Origin of the sequence: [Clostridium] innocuum, assembly GCA_012317185.1 — a bacterium.
GTDB classification, from domain to species: Bacteria; Bacillota_I; Bacilli_A; order Erysipelotrichales; family Erysipelotrichaceae; genus Clostridium_AQ; species Clostridium_AQ innocuum.
The window spans coordinates 2772115-2794659 of sequence record CP048838.1; the positions used below are offsets into that span (position 1 = coordinate 2772115).

General features: G+C 45.2%; 18 protein-coding genes. 1 reads left to right on the forward strand and 17 read right to left on the reverse strand.

From position 1 onward, the window contains the following. Positions 1 to 5: 5 nt before the first annotated feature. From G4D54_13500 to G4D54_13540, 9 genes are all read right to left on the reverse strand, one after another. Positions 6 to 4961, reverse strand: coding sequence for a carbohydrate-binding protein (locus G4D54_13500; GenBank protein ID QJA03385.1), 4956 nt, complete (start codon positions 4959 to 4961; stop codon positions 6 to 8). A gap of 11 nt (positions 4962 to 4972) precedes the next feature. Beyond that, the gene (locus tag G4D54_13505; protein ID QJA03386.1) at positions 4973 to 5299 is read right to left on the reverse strand and encodes a hypothetical protein; all 327 of its coding nucleotides are present in this window, start codon (positions 5297 to 5299) and stop codon (positions 4973 to 4975) included. A gap of 349 nt (positions 5300 to 5648) precedes the next feature. Then, positions 5649 to 8726, reverse strand: coding sequence for an ABC transporter ATP-binding protein/permease (locus tag G4D54_13510; GenBank protein ID QJA03387.1), 3078 nt, complete (start codon positions 8724 to 8726; stop codon positions 5649 to 5651). A 268-nt stretch (positions 8727 to 8994) separates the two neighbouring features. Continuing rightward, entirely contained in the window at positions 8995 to 10176 is a 1182-nt protein-coding gene (locus G4D54_13515) for a pyridoxal phosphate-dependent aminotransferase (GenBank protein QJA03388.1), read from the reverse strand. Further along, a complete protein-coding gene (locus G4D54_13520) occupies positions 10173 to 11021 on the reverse strand; it encodes a DUF3737 family protein (protein ID QJA03389.1) in 849 nt (282 codons plus the stop codon). Before G4D54_13520 ends, G4D54_13515 begins: the two co-directional genes overlap by 4 nt. Positions 11022 to 11061: 40 nt before the next feature. Further along, positions 11062 to 11607, reverse strand: coding sequence for a flavodoxin family protein (locus G4D54_13525; GenBank protein ID QJA03390.1), 546 nt, complete (start codon positions 11605 to 11607; stop codon positions 11062 to 11064). A 140-nt stretch (positions 11608 to 11747) separates the two neighbouring features. Beyond that, positions 11748 to 11984: a hypothetical protein gene (locus tag G4D54_13530; GenBank protein QJA03391.1), complete on the reverse strand. Its 237-nt coding sequence runs from the start codon at positions 11982 to 11984 to the stop codon at positions 11748 to 11750. Further along, positions 11981 to 12340, reverse strand: coding sequence for a hypothetical protein (locus G4D54_13535; GenBank protein QJA03392.1), 360 nt, complete (start codon positions 12338 to 12340; stop codon positions 11981 to 11983). Before G4D54_13535 ends, G4D54_13530 begins: the two co-directional genes overlap by 4 nt. 30 nt (positions 12341 to 12370) lie before the next feature. Then, a complete protein-coding gene (locus G4D54_13540; GenBank protein QJA03393.1) occupies positions 12371 to 12595 on the reverse strand; it encodes a hypothetical protein in 225 nt (74 codons plus the stop codon). Between the two features lie 303 nt (positions 12596 to 12898). On the opposite strand from G4D54_13540, the gene G4D54_13545 reads away from it, so the two are divergent. Next, positions 12899 to 13798: a LysR family transcriptional regulator gene (locus G4D54_13545; GenBank protein QJA03394.1), complete on the forward strand. Its 900-nt coding sequence runs from the start codon at positions 12899 to 12901 to the stop codon at positions 13796 to 13798. A gap of 23 nt (positions 13799 to 13821) precedes the next feature. Here the strand turns inward: G4D54_13545 and G4D54_13550 are convergent, their stop codons facing one another. The 8 genes from G4D54_13550 to ftsW all read right to left on the reverse strand — a co-directional run bounded on the left by G4D54_13550 (position 13822) and on the right by ftsW (position 22493). Then, positions 13822 to 14697 (reverse strand): hypothetical protein, encoded by an 876-nt coding sequence (locus G4D54_13550; protein ID QJA03395.1) that lies wholly within the window; start codon positions 14695 to 14697, stop codon positions 13822 to 13824. A 29-nt stretch (positions 14698 to 14726) separates the two neighbouring features. Next, a complete protein-coding gene (locus G4D54_13555) occupies positions 14727 to 15893 on the reverse strand; it encodes an iron-containing alcohol dehydrogenase (GenBank protein QJA03396.1) in 1167 nt (388 codons plus the stop codon). Positions 15894 to 16513: 620 nt separating this feature from the next. After that, positions 16514 to 18145 carry a DAK2 domain-containing protein gene (locus G4D54_13560; protein QJA03397.1) on the reverse strand — a complete coding sequence of 544 codons (1632 nt, stop codon included), beginning with the start codon at positions 18143 to 18145 and terminating at the stop codon, positions 16514 to 16516. A 10-nt stretch (positions 18146 to 18155) separates the two neighbouring features. After that, positions 18156 to 18515, reverse strand: a complete 360-nt coding sequence (locus G4D54_13565) for an Asp23/Gls24 family envelope stress response protein (GenBank protein QJA03398.1) — start codon at positions 18513 to 18515, stop codon at positions 18156 to 18158. A gap of 78 nt (positions 18516 to 18593) precedes the next feature. Then, positions 18594 to 19373 carry an FtsQ-type POTRA domain-containing protein gene (locus G4D54_13570; GenBank protein ID QJA03399.1) on the reverse strand — a complete coding sequence of 260 codons (780 nt, stop codon included), beginning with the start codon at positions 19371 to 19373 and terminating at the stop codon, positions 18594 to 18596. Next, positions 19361 to 20263 carry a UDP-N-acetylmuramate dehydrogenase gene (murB, locus tag G4D54_13575; GenBank protein QJA03400.1) on the reverse strand — a complete coding sequence of 301 codons (903 nt, stop codon included), beginning with the start codon at positions 20261 to 20263 and terminating at the stop codon, positions 19361 to 19363. The genes G4D54_13570 and murB overlap by 13 nt, the downstream gene beginning before the upstream one ends. 6 nt (positions 20264 to 20269) lie before the next feature. After that, positions 20270 to 21343, reverse strand: a complete 1074-nt coding sequence (murG, locus tag G4D54_13580; protein QJA03401.1) for an undecaprenyldiphospho-muramoylpentapeptide beta-N-acetylglucosaminyltransferase — start codon at positions 21341 to 21343, stop codon at positions 20270 to 20272. Between the two features lie 67 nt (positions 21344 to 21410). Next, positions 21411 to 22493 (reverse strand): putative lipid II flippase FtsW, encoded by a 1083-nt coding sequence (gene ftsW / locus G4D54_13585; GenBank protein QJA03402.1) that lies wholly within the window; start codon positions 22491 to 22493, stop codon positions 21411 to 21413. Between the last annotated feature and the right edge of the window lie 52 nt (positions 22494 to 22545).

The following is a 22545-nucleotide window of genomic DNA, read 5'->3' on the forward strand; positions in this document are numbered from 1 at the left end:
CAGTATTATTTTGTCAATGTGATTTCCGGCAAAATCTCCGGAATCTTGACGAGCAGGGTATCGCTGACCAGCCGCTGTCCCTCATTGGTCAGGGCATTATCTACACGATACAGCTCTGCACGGACTTTTTCAGGCAGCTGCTCACTGTTCAAATCTTTTTCTGCAATCCAGTATACCCAGGTACCCTCGGAAACCTCACCAAGCAATGCATTCTGTGGATTTGGGGCAAAAATAACCTGATTGGCAATCAGAGAACCCTCTGCGTCTGTTCCGCCGATAATATTTCCTGCTTCATCATACAGCATAACGACATTGTAAGCCGGGTTTCCCTTATAAGTTCCTGTAAAAATCAGAGATCCCTTTTCAATCTTCTGTTCCTCATGCGTTTCATCTTTCTCCTGAAGGATAACATCTTCTTTCAGAATACCGATTGACGCTGTCTCTGCCGCTTCCTCATTATAAAATTCGATATTATCACCCGTTGGTCCCAGAATATCCAATTCCGGAATGACCAGTGTGCTGTTTTTCTTGTTTAAGGCAGTGATACGTACATAAACAGCATCATAGGTTACTATCCATGGGTCGTTGTCCGCATTTTGGAAATAGACAGTTGCCACATCATCCTTAAAGTCGAAGGTTCCTTCTTTAAGCTTTTTAAATGTTTTGCCATCCTGACTGATTTCAATCCTGTAATCTGTCATATCATAACGTTCATCCGTACCGCGGTGATAACGCAGGGCTGTCACTTCCGTGGTTTTCCCCATATTGATCGTAATCTGCGAATCCGCATTTGTAGATGCACCGGTATAGGTGTTTTCTTCTGCCGTGCCGTCATCAATCATGCGGTATGCCGCTGATTTCAGCTGTGGAGCACATGGATCCTCGCCTTCTGCCGGCTTCTGTTCATCATCTTTTGACAGCATATTCGTCGTGATGGTCCAGCTGTCCTTAACCTGACTGCCGTCACCCTCTACCTTGACTGGAGAAACCTGTACGGCCGCTGAGCGGTTCAGGAATTTATCAATCGCAGTCACCTTATAGGAAACAGAGCGGTTGCTTACTGGACCCAGCTGATCTGTGAATTTGTTGTCCATGGTAAATCCGACAACCTCGTCCTTTTGCTTTCCCTGATCATAGGTCGTTCTTACAATTTCATAACCGAGAATTGCATCTGCCTGATCTGCAGTATTGCCCAGTGTCAGTGTTACACTGGAGCGATCATTCTTTGAAACAGATGCAGTGGCAACATCCCTGCCGCTGATACCTTCACTTGCGCCATGCTCGATTTCATAGGCACGTGCTTCATCATTTACATAATAGATGGCGCGTGCTTCCTTTTCAAACTGCTGCATATATGCTTTGGTATCCGCATCCATCACCATACCCCAGCGCTGGAAGAAATCACTCAAATCCTTTTCTGCCGCAGCACTCGCCAACCGCATGATATTCTGTTCGGCATCCTTGCCAAGTGTCAGCTTGATACCATTGGGAGCAGGTGCCAATGCTGTATTTCTTGCATAGCTGTCTACGCGCGCAAAGAACAGATTTTTGAATATTTCATCATAATCCGCATAGGTTCTGTAATTATATCCGCGATCATATGCCAGATGCAGCTGCCAGTACATTCCAAGCTGTGTGAATACATTGTCACTCCGCCCCGTTACATTGGATGTTACTTTTTTGTATACATCCTCATATTTGAACCGCACACCGTTATTCGTCTCATCTGCCTGTGCCAGAAGGGAGAAATAATTGTTTGTGATTTCAGCAATTGCATAGCTTCCCTGATTGATGTTATGTCCGATTTCATGAGCAATGCCCCAGCCGAAGTATGTTCCAACCCCGATTTTCTTTCCGTTTTCATCAACCTCTACCGGCTTGCTGTTCACCAGTCCGCGTGTGGAACCCCATTCCACACCGATATGATTGCCGGAAGCATACATAAAGGCGCCGTCAAACATTTTCATGTATCGAATATTCAAATGCTGTGCAGGTAAATGATTCTTGTCCTTCACATTTTGTGCAGTACCTTCCTTAAAGTTATCATTGAGTCCCTTATGCTGATAGAAAAGCGTCATCATGTCATCCATTGCGTTAAGGGAAGCATTCAGCTTTTCAGCGCCTGCCTCTACAGAGCCGTCATTCACCGCATTCCAAACCTGAGATGCCGGTATGGAATACATCATCTGATCCAGCATGATATCCGTGATATTCAAAGCACACGTTTTCTCGTCGTATGCATAGGATACCTGCTCATTGCCCTCTGTTTTATGATCTTTCTCATGCTGCTGCTGCAAATTCGGGACAAAGTCTTGCAGCTCTTCGATGTAGGTACGGATTCTTTTCATCCGTTCTTCTTTATCCTTTACCTGATACAGATCAAGCGTTGGAACCCTTGTGCCTGAGCTGACTCTTACCGCATACTGATCCGTGTCCTTGTTTCCGTTATATTGAAGATAGAGCGCGCCACCCTTTTCAACATCGGTAGAAGTAATCTGCGGAATCGTTATTTCATTTCTGCCGATTTTCAAATTGCCGACCGTCTTGGCAAATCCGCTTGCCTCCGCATGCTGCTGTGTTGCAACAAGACTCAGGGAACTGTTCTGCCCGGTTTTCATTCCCGGATTTCCTACATAAATGACCAGCTCCTGTCCTGCATAAGCACTGATACCCAGCGGCTGCCATGCATTCAGACCACCTACAGAGATACCGGAATCTTTGTTTGAGCGAAGATTGGCATGTACTGCAATCGTATCGTTCAGCGTATCCTGTTCCGCATACAGCTGCTTCGCTGTATCCAGTTCCACCTGCAGTGCTTTTTGATCCGGATGATATTCTCCATGATCCTTGGTGTCAAGACGCTGCTGCAGTGTATTCAGAAGCTCTGTGTCCACATCCTTTGCCAGTGTCAGATGAAGATCATCAGCAAATAATGCCTGAATATCCGATTCCAGAGAATCGTATTGGAAGAAACGGATTTCTGCCACCATGATGTTTCTTACACCGCCGGATGTAGTCAGACCAAAACGCACGCGGCTTGTCTTAATCGGCTTTGCCAGCTTGATCACATAATATTTTCTTCCCTGTCCGTCATCCTTCTGTTGTATGCGAACATTCGATGCCTGTACTTCCTTATTCTGTTCACTGTCCCAATAGTAGATTGCCGCAGCTCCATAGCCGACCGTATCCATCGGTGCAGCCAGTGTGAAGCGATCCATTGTATACTCCTGATCCAGCTGTACGGTAGTCCCCCACTGCCACTGGTGATAGCTGACCGCGTCATCCCAGTCCTCTAAACGATAGTAGGACTCATAGCTGTCATCCACAAGACCGTTGGCACTTTGGGCATCTGTATCCAGACTGCTGTTTACCATGCTTCCGACAACATGCTTTGCAGAGACGATATGCTGTGTGAGCTTTCCTTCTCCGTTGGAATCATTGATCAGCTTATAGGAAGGCATCTGCGCACGCTTTACACTTAGCGTGGATGCCTTAACCTTCATGGAGCCTGGACCCTCTCCCAGTTCATTAACACCCGTGACGTACAGAATATACGTGGTTTCATCCTTTAAACCTTCCAGCGTGTAACTTGTTTTTGTGATATTGCTGATTTTTGTAAAGGAATCTCCGATCTCTTCTTTGTAGAATACATGATAGCCATCTGTATCCTTCATGTTTTTCCAGGATAAGCTTATGGAGCGGTAACCGCCGGACGCCTTTACATCATCCGGTGCTGCCGGCTTACTGCTGGTCTGTGGCGTCAATGTTATCGGTGCAGAATACCCGCTTTTCCAATCACAGTTCACAGACTGTACAGAAACCATATACTCCTTTTTGTTTTCCAGCTTGTCCTTTTTAAATTGTGTGACGGTCACACTTGGTACCGTTGTTTTGACAACCTCACGGTATCCGTCTGCCTCAATTCGCACCTCATAGCCCGTTACGTTTCTCTCCGGAGTCCATGAAACTGTGAATTTTTTATCTCCGGCAGTTCCCTGCAGATTTTTCGGTATATTCATCTCCGGCTCCGGAATACGTGTTTCCATGTCATTTAGAAATTCAACCTTGGAAATCTCGACCAGACTACCCTGCGCCTGTGTCGTTTTGGTTACCTTAATCGTCACCTTTTTCACTGCAATCTGATCACCGAGATGCACAATCAGATTTCCCCTCACATCCATTTCCACATAAGGAGAGGACGCAGCACGACGGGAACGGTAGTAATTTACAATTGGCACCTGCAACGGCTCATCCTGTCCCTCGATTTCAACAAGAATCATTCCATCCGCAATTTTGTTTACACTCTCAAGCGGTGCCTGAATGGTAAAGCCTTCCATGCGGATCGGGTTTTCATTCTGCTGAAAATCAAAGGTCAGCTGCAACGGATGGTCTGTGCTGATCGCCTGTCCGTCGGCATGTTTCAACGTCACAGCAGATTCCGCAGCCAATACATCCTCCAGCTTTCCGGAAACGAGTTGCGTTCCCGCTTCAATGGAAACACCTACAGCGCTTTTTGGAACTCTTCGTTCTATAGCGGAGGTTTGCTGCTTATATTCCCTGCGCTCATCATAGAGCCTCTGTAAATCCGCAAGATCCACCGTTCCATCCTGATTGATATCATAAATGCTGTCCGCACTTCCCCGATCCAGCGCATCTACGAAATCCTTGATTTGTACATTCGATGCCGCATATGCCAGCAATCCCGGCTGTACATCCTCAAACAGCTGCGGTGCTGTACCAAGATACAGCTGAATGCTTTGATCATACCCGTCCATCTGAAATATCTGCTCATATGTTCGATACCCTTTCGCAGCCACCTGCAGCGTATAGGTGCCTTTCGGAAGATTTTCGAAAACAGCAGATACAGCGGAAGCTCCCTGCGCAGCCTCCAGAACAGCAGTTCTTGTTTCCTCCTCACTGCCGTGCTTCAGCGTCAGTTGAAAGCTCTGACGCTCAGACAATCCTTTACCTGTTAAAAAGAAACGGTAATACTGCCGTTGATCTGTTTTCGAACAGGCTCCTCTTTGCCCTCATTGCTATTTTGTTCTATGGGAGTTGTTCGTGGTTTCTCATCTTTTTGATCCTGCGTCTGCGTTTCTTCCTCCGAAACATTCTGTACCGGCTGTTCCTGTTCTACAGCTGCTTCCGGTTGCGGTTCCACATTCTGCACCTGCACTTCATCTGACACTTCTGCAGGTCCTTCAGACTCTGTTTCAGCCTTCATATAGCCGGAAGAAGAACCAAGTGTTAGTTGCATCAGCATACATCCAGCCAGGATCAGGGAAAACCATCGTTTCATAACTCTCCACCCCTTTCTCTGTAAGAGCTGCACAGATAACCATATGCAGCATTACTGTAAAATTATAACCGTTTTTGCTTTCTTAAGGCAATAAAAAAGCTCTTTTTTTATCAAATAGGTTATAATTTAAGCTATAAAACTAACATAAAAAAAACAAATGCTTCGCAAAGGTTATGCTTTATGTATATTTGCTGTGATCAGGAGAGCAGATATATGATGGTATGAGAATTTCAGTCTTTAAAAAAACAATGCACATCGTCAGCCTGATAAAAAAAGCTGCGGGAGTATACTCACACACAGCTGTATTTCTGTTTCATTGAAAATTCTGAAATTCTATATAACAATCAGCTTATTCTGTACGCAGGGCGGTAACCGGATCCTCCTGAGCCGCCTTCTTCGATGGGATCAAACCGCCAATCAGTGTCAGAATGACACTCAGGACAATCAATATGACACCGCCTGCCAGCGGTAAAGCAGCACTGACCTCCACATTTCCTGCCAGATGGTGAATGAGCATATTGCCAGGTATGAGCAGCAGCAGGGTGATTATGATTCCAAGCAGACCTGCCAGCAGACCAATGATGAATGTCTCCGCATTGAATACCTGCGAAATATTTTTCTTGGAGGCACCGATTGCACGCAGAATACCGATTTCCTTCTTTCGTTCCAGTACACTGATATAGGTGATAACACCAATCATGATGGACGATACCACAAGTGAGATGGCGACAAAGGCGATCAGTACATAGCTGATAACATTGATAATATCAGTCACCGAGGACATCAGTGTACCCACATAATCGGTATAGGAAATCACCTTGTCCTCATCCACCTTCTCCATATTTGCATTATAGCCATCCAGTACATCGATCACCTTCTGCTTACTTTCAAAATTCTTCGGATAGATGCTGATGCCGCCCGGCTTATCCAGATCGGCATATCCCAGATTTTTTAAATTACCGTCATAGGAGGAGACCTCTGTGGTCATAAGGGACATCATCAGCTCGGAAAGCTCTTCTTCATTCATATTCATTTTGATTGCCTTGGAAAATACGCTTGCGTCGATCTGAATTGCATCCTGCATACTGCTTGCAAGATTTCCAAGCTGGCTCTGCAGCTGTGTGCTCAATTCCTTTTGCAGCTGTGCTGTGAGTGTGGATGTATACTGTGTCATGATCGTCTGCATCTGCTTCTGCAGCTGTGCTTCAAACTGCCCGGTCAATCCGCTTTGCTGTAGCAGCGTGCTCATTTCCTTCTGAATCAGCGCCTGTGCAGAATCGCTCTGCAGATAGGCAAGGAAATATTCATTCATCCTGGTGGGATCAAGCAGTGCATGCTCGACCATATATTTCTGAAAATCCGTCTGCAATGCCGTTGCCAGCGACTGCAGCTGCTCCTGTGAAATCTGAACATCAAGACTGGACAGGATCCCTTGAAAATCAATCTGCGGCAGCTTGGACATATCCATCTTGATACCACTGAGATCAAGCTTGGACATATCCATATTCAGCTTACTCTGATCAAAGGAAAAGGCCTGCTTCAGCATCTGTGTATCCACCGTGAATAACGAATTCATATCGAATGCTTTGCTGCTTTTGTCTGTAAATGACTTCCCGGTAAATACATCCGTATTCGGCTTTGCCAGCTGTTTCTTCACGATTTCACTGTTCTTGGCCTGTTCGATCACATGCATCGTCAGCTCGGCCGGATAGCCGATTCCTGCCTTCAGCATCGTCGCGGTCGCTGAGCTGCTTGGCTGAACTACACCGACGATTTTTACATCTTCACCGTTTTGAACCAGCTGCTTCATATATTTCTTATCTTCTGTTTTATCCTTATACACATGATAGGTTTTATCATATACATAATAATCAGCGGCATCGACAAGCTTATAGGTGGTTCCCACAAGCTCCTCATAGCTGTAGGAGCGGCTCTCATCCGGAACGTTTACCTTCTCATCTCTGGAGAACTGCTCCACCATTTTGTCAAGCTCCTTATAGTCGCGAAGCCCCAGTGTGTACAGCATAAAATCATTGATATTGCCATTCTTTGTCAGAACGAGTACACATTCATTATACTGCTTCGGCCATCTCCCTGCCTTGATATCGTATTGATCCTCATACAGCCCGGTATCCTGCGGCATCTGATAAAACACATCCGTGCTCATCATGGAGGACATCATGCTGTTGGTGTTGCTGGAGGAGCCAAAGCCCAGTGAGGAAAAGGAGGTATCCGGATGTACCTGACGCACAGTATCCGTTTTCGTGCTGTAAATCTGCGGAGCCACTGTGTAGGTGTATTCAATCGAATTGGTATGTTCCTCGATATCGGTTTTTCCGCTGTCCAGATACTGCTTCAGTGATGTCAGATCATTGGAGCCGATTTTTGAAAACATGTTCGTAATCATTTGAGAAACATGAATTTTGTCTTCCTCATCATCCCCCTGCTTTTGGCCGGGATGGGCATCTGTCATCATGGATGTGATATCAAAGCCTGTACTCTGAATTTGCAGCGGATATTCAGACAGGGTTTCTTCCTCAATGGATTGAATATACTGATTCACACCGTTGGAAAGGGAAAGGATCAGTGCGATTCCGATAATTCCGATCGAACCGGCAAAGGAGGTCAGAATGGTTCTCGCCTTTTTGGTACGAAGATTATTAAAGCTCAGCGACAGTGAGGTCAGAAAGGACATGGAGGACTTCCCCATAGTTTCATGCTTGGGCGGTTCCAGCCCTTCCTCGCTTACTGCATAGGGATTGGAATCACTGCGAATCCTGCCATCCCGCAGCGATACGATACGGGTCGCATAATCCTGTGCCAGCTCCGGATTGTGGGTTACCATGACGACCAGGCGATCCTTGGCAACCTCCTTCAGCAGATTCATTACCTGTACACTTGTTTCACTGTCCAAAGCTCCGGTCGGCTCATCCGCCAGCAGGATATCCGGATCATTCACCAGTGCACGCGCTATGGCAACACGCTGCATCTGTCCGCCTGACATCTGATTCGGCTTTTTATGCCCCTGATTGCCAAGTCCAACCTCCTCCAGAGCCTTTCTGGCCTTTTCTCTTCGCTCGGCCTTGGATATACCGGAAATCGTCAATGCAAGCTCAACATTGGCCAGCACTGTCTGGTGCGGTATCAGATTATAGCTTTGAAACACAAAACCGATGGTATGATTTCGATACGAATCCCAATCTCTGTCACGGTATTTCTTTGTTGAAATTCCGTTGATGATCAAATCTCCCTGATCATAACGATCCAGTCCTCCGATGATATTCAAAAGCGTCGTTTTACCGGAGCCGCTCGGTCCCAGTATAGCGACAAACTCATTATCACGCAGATTCAGGCTAACGCCATCCAATGCCTTCTGGATCAAACTGCCTGTCTGATATTGTTTGTATATATTTTTTATCTGAAGCATAGAAAACATCCTCTCCTTAACAGTCCCCACTTTACACAAAAATAGGTTTGTTATGTGAATTATACCGCAAATGTGGCATGAAATACAGGAAAAGCTTTCAAGAATCATTTAAAATCACAGGATGTTATGATTTTATCAGACAGTTTCTGATCCTGCAGCAGCATGAGCTATGTGCTGAATCATAAGAAAAAGGAATCGATGCTATCCTGATGAAAACACCCGATTCCCTTAGTATACAGCACTTCCTGCTTCAAATGTTTCTATACGCTCAACGGCACTCTGAAAACTGCTTCGTAAATGCGCGATAGCCTTTTGACAGCCGCTTAAGCCCCGTGCGCATAAGTGCATTGGGACAGGCTATGTTGATTCTTATAAAATCCTCTCCGCTTTTTCCATAGGCAGAGCCTTTGGAAACAAGAAGCCCGTGTTCCTTATGCAGAAAATCACAAAACTGATCCACAAAGGGATGCAGTACATGGCAGTCAATCCACAGCAGATACGTCGCCTGCGATTCGACAGCATGCAGCTCAGGGAGCTGTGTTTTTAGATAGTGCTGTGCCGTTTTTTTATTGGCACTGATGTAATGGTTCAAATCCTTCAGCCAGTCCTTCCCCTCCATCCATGCGGCAATGGTTGCTTCACAGGCAAAAACATTTGGTTCCGCCACCTCATCCGTATGGAAGCCGCGCCATATCCGATTGCGTATCCCCTCATCCGCAATCACAACACAGGCAGCCTGTAATCCGGCAAGATTAAAAGCCTTGCTTGCGGACAGACAAGTAATACTGTTTTGCAGACATGATGCATTTACCGCGGCAAAGGGAAGATACTTTTTTCCAGGCTCACAGAGATCACAGTGAATCTCATCACTGATGACGATCACATGATGCTTCCTGCAGAATGCATTGATCTGTGTCAGCTCCTCCCTGCTCCATATTTTACCAATCGGATTATGCGGATTGCACATGATCATCAGTGTTGTAAGCGGATCCTGCAGCTTCTGCTCCAGATCGATAAAGTCAATTTCATAGGTACCTCCCTCATACAGCAGCTCGCTGGCAAGAACCCTTCTGCCGTTGTTCACAATGGAATTATAAAAAATATTATATACTGGAGACAGCACTACCACCTTTTCCGCAGGCTGTGTCAGCCGTCGAACCATGGAAGAAATTGCCGGCACCACCCCGCTGCTGAACATCATCCATTCCCGTTCCATCGCAAAGCAGTGCTCCTGTCTCCACCATTCCTGAATACTTGTATAAAAGGCTTCCGGAACCTCACAATAGCCATAGATTCCTAGAGCTGCAGTATTCTGCATCGCTTTTTGTATACAGGGAGCTGTTCGAAAATCCATATCCGCCACCCACATGGCAATGGTATCCTCCTCTACATTCCATTTTAGAGAATTGGTGTTTCTTCGCTCAATGACGGTATCAAACAACGGATTCATGCACTCAGCTCCTGCACCTCGATCTGTGTTCCCGACGGATCCACATACTCTTTTTCCAATCGAATTTCCTTGATTTCTTTTGCACGAATTCTGCCTTCATATGGATTGGATATGCTTTCGATGGAGGAAGTGATATCTGCCTGTACCGATGAATACTCAAATGCCAGTGTGGTATTGAGGAGTTTACAGTTTTCCAGTACAACATGATCCATATAACACATTCCCTGCAGACTGTCGATGGTGCAATTCACAAAACGCACATTCTTTGCATTCCATCCCAGATATTCTCCGATAATCAATGAATCATAGACGGTTACATCTTCACAATTCCAGAAGGCATCCTTGGATAACAGCGTTGCATGATGAAGCTCCACATGCTTTGCACCGTCAAATGCATAGTTACCGGATAAGGTGAATTCATCAATGGTGATGTTTTCGGCATTCATCGCAAAATAGTCCCCGGCAGCATGTACTCGCTGTAGCCGGATATCGGAACAATTCCAGAAGGTTTCCTGAGCATTGGGAAGCTGTACATTCTCAAGTGTGATATCAGAGCATCTGCGAAATGTTTTCGGTGCCTGAAGAACACAATCCTTCATCGTGACATGTTCACTGTACCAGATACCGGAGCGTGCAGTTTCCATCAGCGTGATATGACTGCATTCTATATCGGTGCTATACCAAAGCGGATATTTCCACTTGAAGATGCTGTTGTGAAGACGAATATTGCGGCTTTCTTTTAACGGGGATTCCCCTTGCGCAAAGGTGCTATCCTCCACCTGTACATCCGATGCGTGAAATAATGCTCTCTCTCCTGTTAAATATGCCTGTTTTATAGTATCCATGCTTACTACCTCCTATTTTATTCAACCTGTGATATTTCCATCACGCTTTTTTTCCCAGCTCATAGGCTTCGTTTAAGATTTCGGGATGTTCAAGTACTGCATCCATACCATCGATCGAGGTACCATATACCACAGCCTTTAACGAACTCTTATCAAAGCAGTCAATCCAGCCCTGTAGACCCTTGATCACCCCGTCCATTGCATGTTGCTCAGAATCAGCGGCTGTCGTTAACAGATAGATATCTTTAAACTTATAAGGAATCGGAAACAACGGATTTGTCCGATCCAGCAAAGTTTTCATCTGTCCGCACATTTCATAGAAATATACCGGTGTTGCAAATGCGATAACATCCGCTGCTGCCATCTTTTGTATCAGGATATCCGCATCATCCGGCATTGCACACTGCCCCTGCCTGCTATGCTGGCATGCCATGCAGCCTGTGCAAAAATGCATAGCACAACCTTGCAGCGAACATTTTTCTACCATATGACCTGCCTCCTTCGCACCCTTTACAAATGCATCCGCAAGACGTTCGGAATTTCCATTTTTTCTTAAGCTCGTACTGATAACGATAATATTCTTCATAAAACTGCCTCCTTCTACCACGTTTGGTAAACTGTTTATGTTACAAATGATTTGGATAGACGATATAGCTTCCTACTCTACGGCATGAGCTTTATGCCTTTCCTTATGTGTGGTAACCTGTATTCTGTTCCTATCTGTTTTTATATCGGCTCCGCTGATGCGGAAGCCTGTTCCTTATACACAGACTTATCACTTGGCATACGTAACTCTAAAGTATGCTTTTTTCGTTCTGCTTCCTTCCTGTATCCTTTGCTTTCTGTTTCACATATCGTTCCATAAAGCATTGTAGTTTTTGTATAGTATACATAAAGACCGGCAAACACAGTGAGTGTATAACAGAGGATTCCAAAAAATGCGGCAATATCCTTCCTTCTCATGTTCCACCTTCTGTATCCGATTTCAGCTCCTGTAAAACAGCATCCAGACAATCCAGCGTTTTCTTTATCCGATGTGCATTCTTCAGATGCTCATCGCGGCGCTCTTGTAACATTTCCTTTCTCAGCGCCCGGGTATCGCCTTCTGATTCTGCTAAGGAACAGTATGCTTTTATCGTTTGTATATCAAAGCCCAGTGCATGCAAACACAAACAGGTTTCCAGTCGCTGTACAGCGAAACAGCAAAGACGACCCCTTTCCAAATCATCTTCAAAGTCCTTCAATAACCCTGCATGAAGGAAGGCTTTGATCACATCCTCCGTCACAGCATACTGCCTGCAAAATTCTTTCATGTTCATATCCTCGCCTCCCTTCAGGAAGAATCTTCCTTATGTTTCGCTGTTCTCAATTTCATAGATCAGATAATCCATGCGGTCAACTGCTTTATATTCCTTTTCTATTTGTTCCTGCAATTGTTTGCAATACATCTCAAGCATAGCAACAGCTTCTTCTCTATGCGGCGATTCTATAAGTTTTTCATATTCCCGGATGATATCCTCTTGACAACCGCATTCCTTCATGTACCATAGTGTGTTTTCAATTCCCTTTTTCATTTTTCAATCCTCTATATAGTTTGTAATAATTTTCTAAATTACAGTAGTGTAAAACGATGATTATGGATACTCTTCGATCCGTAATCGTGACTGCTCTTTTTTCCTGTATGTCACATGCCACGCACTGTGGTATAATGGGGTATAGATTACAGCACCCGAAGAATAAAAAATGAAGCATTTCATTCTTTATGGTAGGTTGTTATAGCGCTATTATGGGAACTGTGCAGCATAATCGAACGGCTCTGCCCCATGATGGGAAACGAAAGTATTTTCTTTCATAACAGTGATCAGGAGGATATCATAATGGAATTAAGAGTACTTCAATATTTTCTTACAATCGCACGTGAACAAAGCATATCCGGTGCAGCAGAATTTCTGCATATATCTCAGCCGACGTTATCCAGACAGATGAAGGATATGGAGGATGAGCTGGGAAAACAGCTGTTTATCCGCAGCAATCGAAAAATCACCTTAACGCAGGAAGGCAGGATTTTAAGAAAACGGGCAGAGGAAATCCTTGATCTGGTAAAGAAGACCGAGGATGAGATCACCTTACAAGATAATGTGACAGAGGGAGATCTTTATATCGGAGCAGGTGAAACACATGCGGTATCCATTTTGATCCATGCCGTTCAGCAGCTGCAAAAGCAGCAGTTTCAGCTCCGCCTGCACATTTCCAGTGGAGATACAAAGGATGTGCTGGATGATCTGGATAAGGGGCTGATCGACTTTGGACTTGTGTTTGGTATTTTTGACAAATCGAAATACGATTATATTGAGCTGCCCTGCAAAGATACGTATGGTATTTTAATGCGAAAGGATAGTGAGCTTGCGGAAAAAGATGTCATCGTGCCAGAGGATTTATGGGATAAGCCTCTGATTTGCAGTCGTAATTCCAAAAATAATGAAGATAATATTTTCCAGTGGCTGCAAAAAGATCCTACTCAGCTGAACATCATCGCAACCTTCAACCTTCTATACAACGGTTCTGTCATGGTGGAAAACGGTATCGGCTATTCCTTTGCTTTAGACAACATCATTCATACATCGGATGAATCCTCCATCTGCTTTAAGCCTTTAGAGCCACCCCTGCGTGTCGGTATGACATTGATATGGAAAAAATATCAGATTTTCTCCAAAGCTTCTGAAAAATTTCTAAAGCAGCTGCAAACCGGAATAGCAAATATGGAGAAGGACACATAGCGGGATGCCGTATCCATCCTGATTCAAATAACGTCAATTTCTCTAATACGTAAATATAACCTCTTTGTTTCCTTCCATGCCTGTGCAAGTGCCTCTGCGTCATCCACCTTTCCAAGGGATGTGTAGGAATATGCAGTGGTAAAATCTTTATAGAACAGCATCGGGCAATCCCTGCCAAACAGCTTTACATCACCGGTATGAATTTTCGTTGCACGCTGTGCATCTGTTGGCAGATTCTCATCCATATATGCGAAAAGCTCATTTCCATTCGGCTCCTGCATCGTTACCGTCATGGGGAAACGCTTTAAAAATGCACGGGCAGATTCAGAATCATGCAAGGATAACGTGAACATCTTTGTACCGATGTGAGCCTTCACACGCTGCTGTTCTTCCTTTACTTTCTGTTTTTTGGATACCGTGTTATTTTTATATTTTGTGATATTTATCATTCCCTGCAACTTTTTGATATTATCCTTTCCGGAAACTGCTTCTCCCAGTGCATACAATGTATCCGAGGGCTGACCATTTTCATAAAACAGGACAATGTTGTTCCATGGCTTGTAATATGCCAGCGTGCCTGAAGAAGCTACAGCCTGTGGTGTATCCTGCATTTCCAGCTCCTTCAAGGGATAAAAGATTTTTTCATTATCGCTGTAGTCTTCCACGTTCACACGCAGCGGCAGCTGTTCGTAAAAAGACTTGGCAGCTGGTGATGAGAACAGCACAAAGCGTACCGTAGTATCGTGTTCGTCCTGTATCATGATTTCCATAGTACTTTCTTCCTTCACGGTGCCTCTGTCAGCGGGATTGTTTTTCCCCGCTGTTTGTCTTTGCCGAGTATAGCCAGCACACAGCAGCAATCCCATGACAGCCAGTATTTTTATAAAATGATCTTTCATATACCAAACCTTGATTTCCAACAGAAATCTCACATACTTTCTTTAAAGATCTGAAGGATTTCATCGCGGTTAAGAATCTTATAACCACCTTCCATAAGCAGTGTGGCATCCACAAGATCTTCCATCATATCCTCATGCACACCAAGCTCTGTAAGATGCATGATCAAACCGAGATCCTTCATCCACTGTTCCATGCGATCAAGACCTTCTTCCGCGATTTCCACTGGCGTTTTTCCTTGCGGATTCACATTCCAAACATTCTGTGCAAAGCGGACGAATTTTGACAGACCATACGAACAAAGGAAACGATAATATGCCATGGACACTGCTGCCAGCGTCATGCCATGCGTCGCATCCGTACAGGCTCCTACCGCCTGTCCCAGCATATGTACCATCCAGTCCGTTGTCTTACCTTTTGCGATCAGTGTGTTCAATGCCCAGGTTGCCGTCCACATGATGTTGCTGCGGGCTTCATAATCCTGAGGATTTTTTATAGCTGCATAGGAGGAATGAAGGATCGAACGCAGCAGTCCTTCACTGATATAATCGCTTGTATTGTCATCTTCTCCGGAAAAATACTGTTCACATATATGATTGAAAATATCATAGATACCGGAAACCATCTGATATTTGGGAAGGGAATACGTATATGTCGGATTCAGAATTGCGAATTTTGGAAATACGTTTTCACCAAACACATGACCGATTTTCAGCTTCTGTTCATGATTGGTGATCACCGCACCGCCGTTCATCTCCGAACCGGTCCCCACCATGGTAAGAATGCAGCCTACTGGAACAATCTCACAGGATACATCCTCCATCCGCAAATAATATTTCTCCCACGGATCTTCTTCGCAATGAATGGAAACAGATACAGCCTTGGCATAATCGCATACGGAGCCGCCTCCAACTGCCAATATGAAATCCACCTGATTTTTTCGTGCAATGTCACAGCCTTCCCGCAGCTTTTCCACGGTAGGATTTGGCATGACTCCGCCATCCTCATAGATTTCTTTTCCATTTGCCCGCAGTATTTCACATACTGCATCATAAACTCCGTTTTTCTTAATCGAACCTCCTCCATATACAAGTAAGATACGGTTGCCATAGTTTGATAACTCCTCATGCAAATGGGAAAGTGCATCCTCACCAAAATAGAGCTTTGTCGGGTTTACATAACTGAAATTTCCTAACATATACTGTCCTCCTTATTGCCCTGATAAGAGCCTCTCGTGTTTTCAACACGTTATGTTATTTTTTGCCACCTTGCTGTTTGTTCATGAGTACGATTCCCGATGTACTGTAGCCTTAGGATGTATGTGGCAGATGCTCAGGAAAGCGTGTTGCCTTATCCATCCCTCCGATTTCTCTACCCCAATCCAAATTTGACATACAGCTTATGATGTATTGATATGCTTTATTTTCTGATCAGCCTCCCTTTCATTTCCTATCATCATCATACCTTCTCTTTTTATATATGACAAATACTTATATCAAATAGTTTTCCATGCTTAAAAGGTATAGATGAGTATTATATCCATTACTTTTAAGGTATAGAAAAAATAAACAGTGCCATCTCACTGTTTAGATACTCATGCTAATAGAATGATATAAATTCTGTGTTGTATTTTTAAAAGAAAGAAGTTTTTCCTCAGCCACGGAAATGACATAAAACGAAACAGGTTTTTCGCCAGCTTATGAGAATGACATGAATCAAAAAATAAGAAATGCTGACTTATACAATCATTTCATCACAAGAGCATCCAAATTTCGCAAATAAAAAGTGCCAGTTTGATTGGCACTTCCTCTGTTTCTTTTATTCGACACCGAGAATGAAGCTGTACACCGGCTGATTACCGCTGTTCACTTCCACTTCAACATCGTATTTATCTTCAATGTAGGAAGCAATTCCCTGTGCTTCTTCTTCTGTGATATCCTCACCATAAATCAGTGTGACGATTTCACTTTCCTCATCCACCATGGCATCGATCAGATGACGTGTCGTATCCAGCTTATCCGGATTCGATACAATGATATCCTTTTCCAGAATACCCATATAATCACCTTCACGGATTTCCATACCCTCAAAGGTGGTATCCTTAATCGCATAGGTTACCTGTCCGGTTTTCACAAGTGCAATCGCATCGCTCATTTCTGAAAGGTTCATATCAAAATCCACTTCCGGATTGAACATGATGCATGCGCTCAGCCCCTGCGGAATCGTCTTTGTCGGAATAACCTCCACATGCTGATCCTCACAAACCGAAGCAGCCTGCTGTGCCGCAAGTACAATATTGGAATTGTTCGGAAGAATGAAGATATGCTCGGCATTCACCTTGTCGATTGCCTGTACAAAATCTTCTGTGGAAGGATTCATCGTCTGCCCGCCACTGATAACATAATCAGCACGAAGCTCTGTAAACATATCCTTTAAACCATCACCGGCCGCAACCGTGATGATCGCATATTTGCTTTTCGGCTGCTGTGGCGCCTCTTCTTTTTCAACTGCAGCATTCATCATGATGTTCTCATGCTGTTCCTGCATATTTTCAACCTTCAGCTTGACAAATTCGCCATAGCGCTGCCCCATGTTCAGGGCATCTCCCGGTGTCAGTGTATGCACATGCACCTTTACAATATCATCATCCTGCACACAGACAATGGAATTACCAATGCTTGCCAGAGAATCACGCAGAGAATCCTCTCTGAAATTTTTCATACCGCGCTCAGACAGGCGAATGATGAATTCCGTACAATAACCGAATTCCTCACTTTCCATGGATGCCTGAACACCCTCGCTTGCTTCGCCAGCTTCCTCTTTCTGAATTACAGTTCCCTTCATTGCAGAAAGGAAGCCTTCAAAAATCGTCACAAGACCGGCACCGCCGCTGTCCACGACACCGACTTCCTTCAGGACAGGCAACAGCTCCGGTGTACGAATCAGAGATTCCTTGGATTCCTCCACCATCTTCTCCATTACCTGCGTTACCGTTACATCCTGTGTAGAGGTTGCATAGGCATACGTATAATCAGCCGCCTCACGCACAACGGTCAGAATCGTTCCCTCAACAGGACGCATAACCGCCTTATACGCAACACGTGATCCCTGTACCAGTGCATTGGCCAGCTGGAATCCGTTGATTTCCTTCATGCCTTCCACACCCTGATACAGACCACGGAAAATCTGAGAGGTGATAACACCGGAGTTACCGCGTGCCCCCATCAGCAGTCCCTTGGACAATACCTTGGCGATTTCACAGACATCATCACTCGGACAAGCCAGCGCATCCTGTACGCCGGCATTGAATGTCAAAGACATATTTGTTCCCGTATCACCATCCGGTACCGGGAATACGTTTAATGCATCGATTTCACTGAATTTGTTGGACAGCAGATTCGCACCGCTGGCCAGCATATCCTTAAATAAACTTCCGTTAATTGTCTCCATATGCAGTACCCTATTTCATAACCTTTACATCCTGCACATAGACATTCACTTTTTTGAATTCCAGTTCCAGGGATTTTTCAAGCATATATTTCACACGTTGCTGCACTTCGTAAACAATCTCACTGATTTTTACTCCATGAGACACTACGATGTACAGGTCCAGCTCCAGATGATCTTCCTTCTGTCGAACCACAACACCTTTTGCGTAATTTTCTTTCTTTAACAGTTCTGCGATACCGTCCTTCAGAAATTTCTGAGAAGCCATTCCGACTACTCCATAGCATTCTGTCACAACACCGCCTGCCAATGAAGCAATGGCATCAATGGAAATTTCGATATTTCCATACTGTGTACTTTTAGAGATTGACATAATATTCCTCCTTACATCTTATTTATTATACCAAAAACCGTATAGATTTCCAAGAATGTTCCTTCTTTTCTTGCCTGTTTATTCTTTTTTACTGCAATTTTCGTTATGTATGGAATGCGTAGCGGCATCCGGCCATAAACAGACATTGCTTTTTTTCAGACGCTTCAGCGTCCCCAGATAATCGTTGAGCAGCGGCATGGACTCATAGGAGGTAAAAATGGTGTTGCCGTCCTGCATGATGATTTTCACCATATGCTTGTCATATGATGTTTCATACGGAACCATTTCCGATATCATCTGCACAATGGAATCCTCCACCTTCTGTTTTCCGCCAAAGCTTTTGGCAAGCTTTTTCCGCTCCGCAGCCGTAAAGCCGTCCACGAGCGGATAATTCACAATCGTATCCAGCATGGTGCTGTCGATTACCAGACTGCTTCCGTCATTCACCAATGCATAGTTTTTCCCATTATCGATATAATATCCGACAATGCTCTTTTCTTTCACTTCAATGGTAATGGCACCATCCAGTTCCTTATGTATAGTGGCAGCTTCAATCAGATCATCCTTCTCCAGCTTCCATTCCAGATAGAAGCGGGGGATGACGATATAGCGGCTGTCATAGGTCAGTCCTGCCTTTTGAAGAACCATTTGTTTCGTATAGAAGGAATTTCCTCTTACATCCAGTGATTTCACCTTTGAAAAATCACTGATAAAGTACAGCGCGGCAAGCGCGAGAGCAACCAGAAGAATCAGCAGTCGTTTCTTTCGTTTTTTCTTCCTGCGGTTCTTTTTCTTATTCTGAAGGGCCAGGTATTTCGCTTCGACGTCATCATAGAGAAGATCGTTTATATCTTCCAATTGAATTTCTCCACTTCCGTAATCAGCTCAACACCAAAACGGTCCTGTACTTCCTTCTGAATGACTTCTACCAGCTGTACTACATCCTCTGCCCTTGCATGATCTTCATTGACGATAAAATTCGCATGCTTTTCTGAAACCATCGCTCCGCCAATCCGTGTACCACGCATACCGATTTCTTCAATCAGCTGCCATGCCTGATGATCCTTAGGATTGCGAAACATACTGCCGGCACACGGCTTGTCCAGCGGCTGGGAATCCATACGGCGCTTTCTTCGGGAATCCATTAAATCACGAATTTCCTTCTGATCCCCCAGTTGCAGCTGCAGTCTTGCCCCCAGGATAATCCAGTCGCGGTGACTCTGAAAAATCGAGTGGCGGTATGCGTATTCCAGCTCCTCGACGCGCATAACAACTATCGAGCGGTCCTTTAAAATGTAAACCTCTTTCAGAATCTGTGATATGTCACTTTTATAAGCACCGGCATTCATGAAAACAGCGCCCCCAAGCGTACCGGGTATGCCACTGGCAAACTCCAGCCCGCTGAAGGATTTTTTCATCGCTTCATGTGCGAGCATGATGATGCTGGCACCCGCCTGTACCAGACAGGAGCCTTCCTCCTCGAAGAAAAAATCAGTAAAATAGCGGTCCAGACAAAGGATCGCCCCTTCATAATCATCGTCGCTGCAAAGGATATTGCTTCCCTTGCCGAATATCCGGTGCGGAATTCCTTCCTCCTCCAGAATGTCCAGTATCCGAAGCAGACACAGCTCATTTTTCGGATAAATAAAATATTTGCAAGTCCCGCCGATACGAAATGTCGTCCGCTTGGACAGCGGCACCCGGCATTCCACATCGCCATAGGACTGTAGTTTCATTTCTATATTCATCTATGTTCACCTTTTCATTTCATCGCACCAGTTCAGTATATCCTCACTCGCATTCGGTTTTCCAAGCGCTAACGAAGCGCTGTGCATGGAAGCACGCAGCAAATCATCCGACATGATGCGATCGATTGCGTTGGATAGTGCCTCCGCATTCAAATCCTTTTCCTCCAGCATGACAGCCGCCTTGTGATCAACCAGTACGCTGGCATTATAAAACTGATGGTTATGGGCAACATAGGGACTCGGCACCAGTATACTCGGTGTACCGAGTGCAGTGATTTCCGCTGCGGTTGTTGCGCCGGCACGACAGACGATCAGATCGACATGCGCCATAATATCCAGCTGTTTTACATAATCGACGACTTTTACATGCGGAGCATGAATCTGCTTACGCATCTCTTCGTAATTGTTTTTCCCTGTCACAAACAGGATCTGATACCGTTCACTCACAGCAGGCAGTGCATCCTTCATGATGGCATTGACCGATGTGGAACCCAATGACCCCATAACAACCAGGATCAGCGGCTTGTGCAGGCTCAGACCGAGTGATAAAAAGTAGTCCCTGTCAAATTTGGCATGGACCGCATTGGTTGCACGGGGATTTCCCAGCAGTCTGGTTTTTTCTCTGCCGAACTCCTCAAAGCATTTTTCATAACAGATGACGATCGCATCCATATACTTAGCAACCATTTTATTAGAAACTCCGACAATGGAGTTTTGTTCATGGATCATGGTAGCTACATGCTTATGATGTGCCGCCAGCATGACAGGTGCACTCACATAGCCTCCAAAGCCAATCGCAATATCCGGTTTAAATTCATCAATGATCCTGCAGGCTTTTCGGTAACAGTTCATCATCAACAGCAGTGCCCTGCACTTGTTGAAGACATTTCCTGTCAGTCCGCTGGCATGCAGTCCCTGAAAGGCGTAACCATGGGACGGTACTTCACTGGCCTCCATTCGATCATCATTCCCCACAAACAATATCTCAATATCCCCATAGCGCTCTTTTGCGGCATCCGCCAGCGCCAGGGCAGGATAGATATGACCTCCGGTCCCTCCAGTGGCAATCAGCATTCTCATGTAATCACTCCTTGTTTTTTATTATACCATAGGAAGACGTGTTACTGCGCAGTAAATTTTATGTTTTTCAGCTTTCATTTGCAATGCTCATCAAGAGCCCCATGCTGCCCATCATGACCACAAGCGAGCTGCCTCCGTAGGATATAAAGGGGAGGGTGATGCCTGTAACCGGAAACAGACCGACAACAACGCCCAGATTGATCATCACCTGAATGGCAAACAGCGAGATCAAGCCGATAGCGACATAGCACAGATAAGGATCACTGCTGTTTTTGGCAATCTTCACGCCCTGATAAATCACCATCAGAAATAAGGTGATAAGGATACAGCAGCCGATAAAGCCGAATTCCTCGGCGAAGATGGCAAAGATGAAATCCGTCTGCGGCTCCGGCAGATAGAAATGCTTCTGCATGCTGTTATCAAAGCCGACACCCAAAATCCCTCCCGGTGAGATGGCAAACAATGACTGTATGATCTGAAAGCCTGCCCCCAGCGGGTCCTTCCACGGATCGATAAAGGAGGTGATACGGGCAAGGCGGTAGGGCGCGGATATGATCAGTCCACCCAGACCGGCAGCCCCCAGCATACCGACTCGCACAAAATAAGAAAGCGGTGAATCCGCCGCCAACACCATGACGACGATGGAACAGACCATAACCATGCCGCTTCCAAAATCCGGCTGCAGCAGAATCAGACCAAAGCCAAGCATGACCAGAAAGGCCGGAAACAGCAGATCGCGCTTAAAGGTTTTGATGCGGTAGCGCTTTGCCAGAAAATCCGCAACGTAAATGATGATGGCAATTTTGAAAAATTCAGATGGCTGAATCAGAAAGGAGCCGACACCAAACCAGCTGCGGCTACCGTTTCGCTGGATTCCTAGCCCCGGAATCAATACCAGAATCAGAGCGATCACACACAGGATAAACAGCTTTTTCCCGTACCTGCGAAGCTTCGTCAGGGAAATACGGCTGGCCACATACATGACAAAGACCCCAATGAGTGCAAACACGGCCTGTCTGCTCATAAAATAGGATGCATCATCGAATTTCGCGGATGCCCATACACGGGAAGAGCTGCCCACCATGATCACGCCGATGACCACCAGCAGCAGAATCAGTACGGTGAGCGTCCTGCACTTTCTGGAAAACATAACTACCACCTCTGACACAGTGTATGCCAGCAAGAAAAAAAGTAGTACCCGA

Bases quoted from the DNA above. Each gene is read 5' to 3' on its own strand.
- G4D54_13505 (QJA03386.1), bottom strand. From the start codon at position 5,299: ATGAAACGATGGTTTTCCCTGATCCTGGCTGGATGTATGCTGATGCAA.
- G4D54_13510 (QJA03387.1), bottom strand. From the start codon at position 8,726: ATGCTTCAGATAAAAAATATATACAAACAATATCAGACAGGCAGTTTG.
- G4D54_13515 (QJA03388.1), bottom strand. From the start codon at position 10,176: ATGAATCCGTTGTTTGATACCGTCATTGAGCGAAGAAACACCAATTCT.
- G4D54_13520 (QJA03389.1), bottom strand. From the start codon at position 11,021: ATGGATACTATAAAACAGGCATATTTAACAGGAGAGAGAGCATTATTT.
- G4D54_13525 (QJA03390.1), bottom strand. From the start codon at position 11,607: ATGAAGAATATTATCGTTATCAGTACGAGCTTAAGAAAAAATGGAAAT.
- G4D54_13530 (QJA03391.1), bottom strand. From the start codon at position 11,984: ATGAGAAGGAAGGATATTGCCGCATTTTTTGGAATCCTCTGTTATACA.
- G4D54_13535 (QJA03392.1), bottom strand. From the start codon at position 12,340: ATGAACATGAAAGAATTTTGCAGGCAGTATGCTGTGACGGAGGATGTG.
- G4D54_13540 (QJA03393.1), bottom strand. From the start codon at position 12,595: ATGAAAAAGGGAATTGAAAACACACTATGGTACATGAAGGAATGCGGT.
- G4D54_13545 (QJA03394.1), top strand. From the start codon at position 12,899: ATGGAATTAAGAGTACTTCAATATTTTCTTACAATCGCACGTGAACAA.
- G4D54_13550 (QJA03395.1), bottom strand. From the start codon at position 14,697: ATGAAAGATCATTTTATAAAAATACTGGCTGTCATGGGATTGCTGCTG.
- G4D54_13555 (QJA03396.1), bottom strand. From the start codon at position 15,893: ATGTTAGGAAATTTCAGTTATGTAAACCCGACAAAGCTCTATTTTGGT.
- G4D54_13560 (QJA03397.1), bottom strand. From the start codon at position 18,145: ATGGAGACAATTAACGGAAGTTTATTTAAGGATATGCTGGCCAGCGGT.
- G4D54_13565 (QJA03398.1), bottom strand. From the start codon at position 18,515: ATGTCAATCTCTAAAAGTACACAGTATGGAAATATCGAAATTTCCATT.
- murB (QJA03400.1), bottom strand. From the start codon at position 20,263: ATGAATATAGAAATGAAACTACAGTCCTATGGCGATGTGGAATGCCGG.
- murG (QJA03401.1), bottom strand. From the start codon at position 21,343: ATGAGAATGCTGATTGCCACTGGAGGGACCGGAGGTCATATCTATCCT.
- ftsW (QJA03402.1), bottom strand. From the start codon at position 22,493: ATGTTTTCCAGAAAGTGCAGGACGCTCACCGTACTGATTCTGCTGCTG.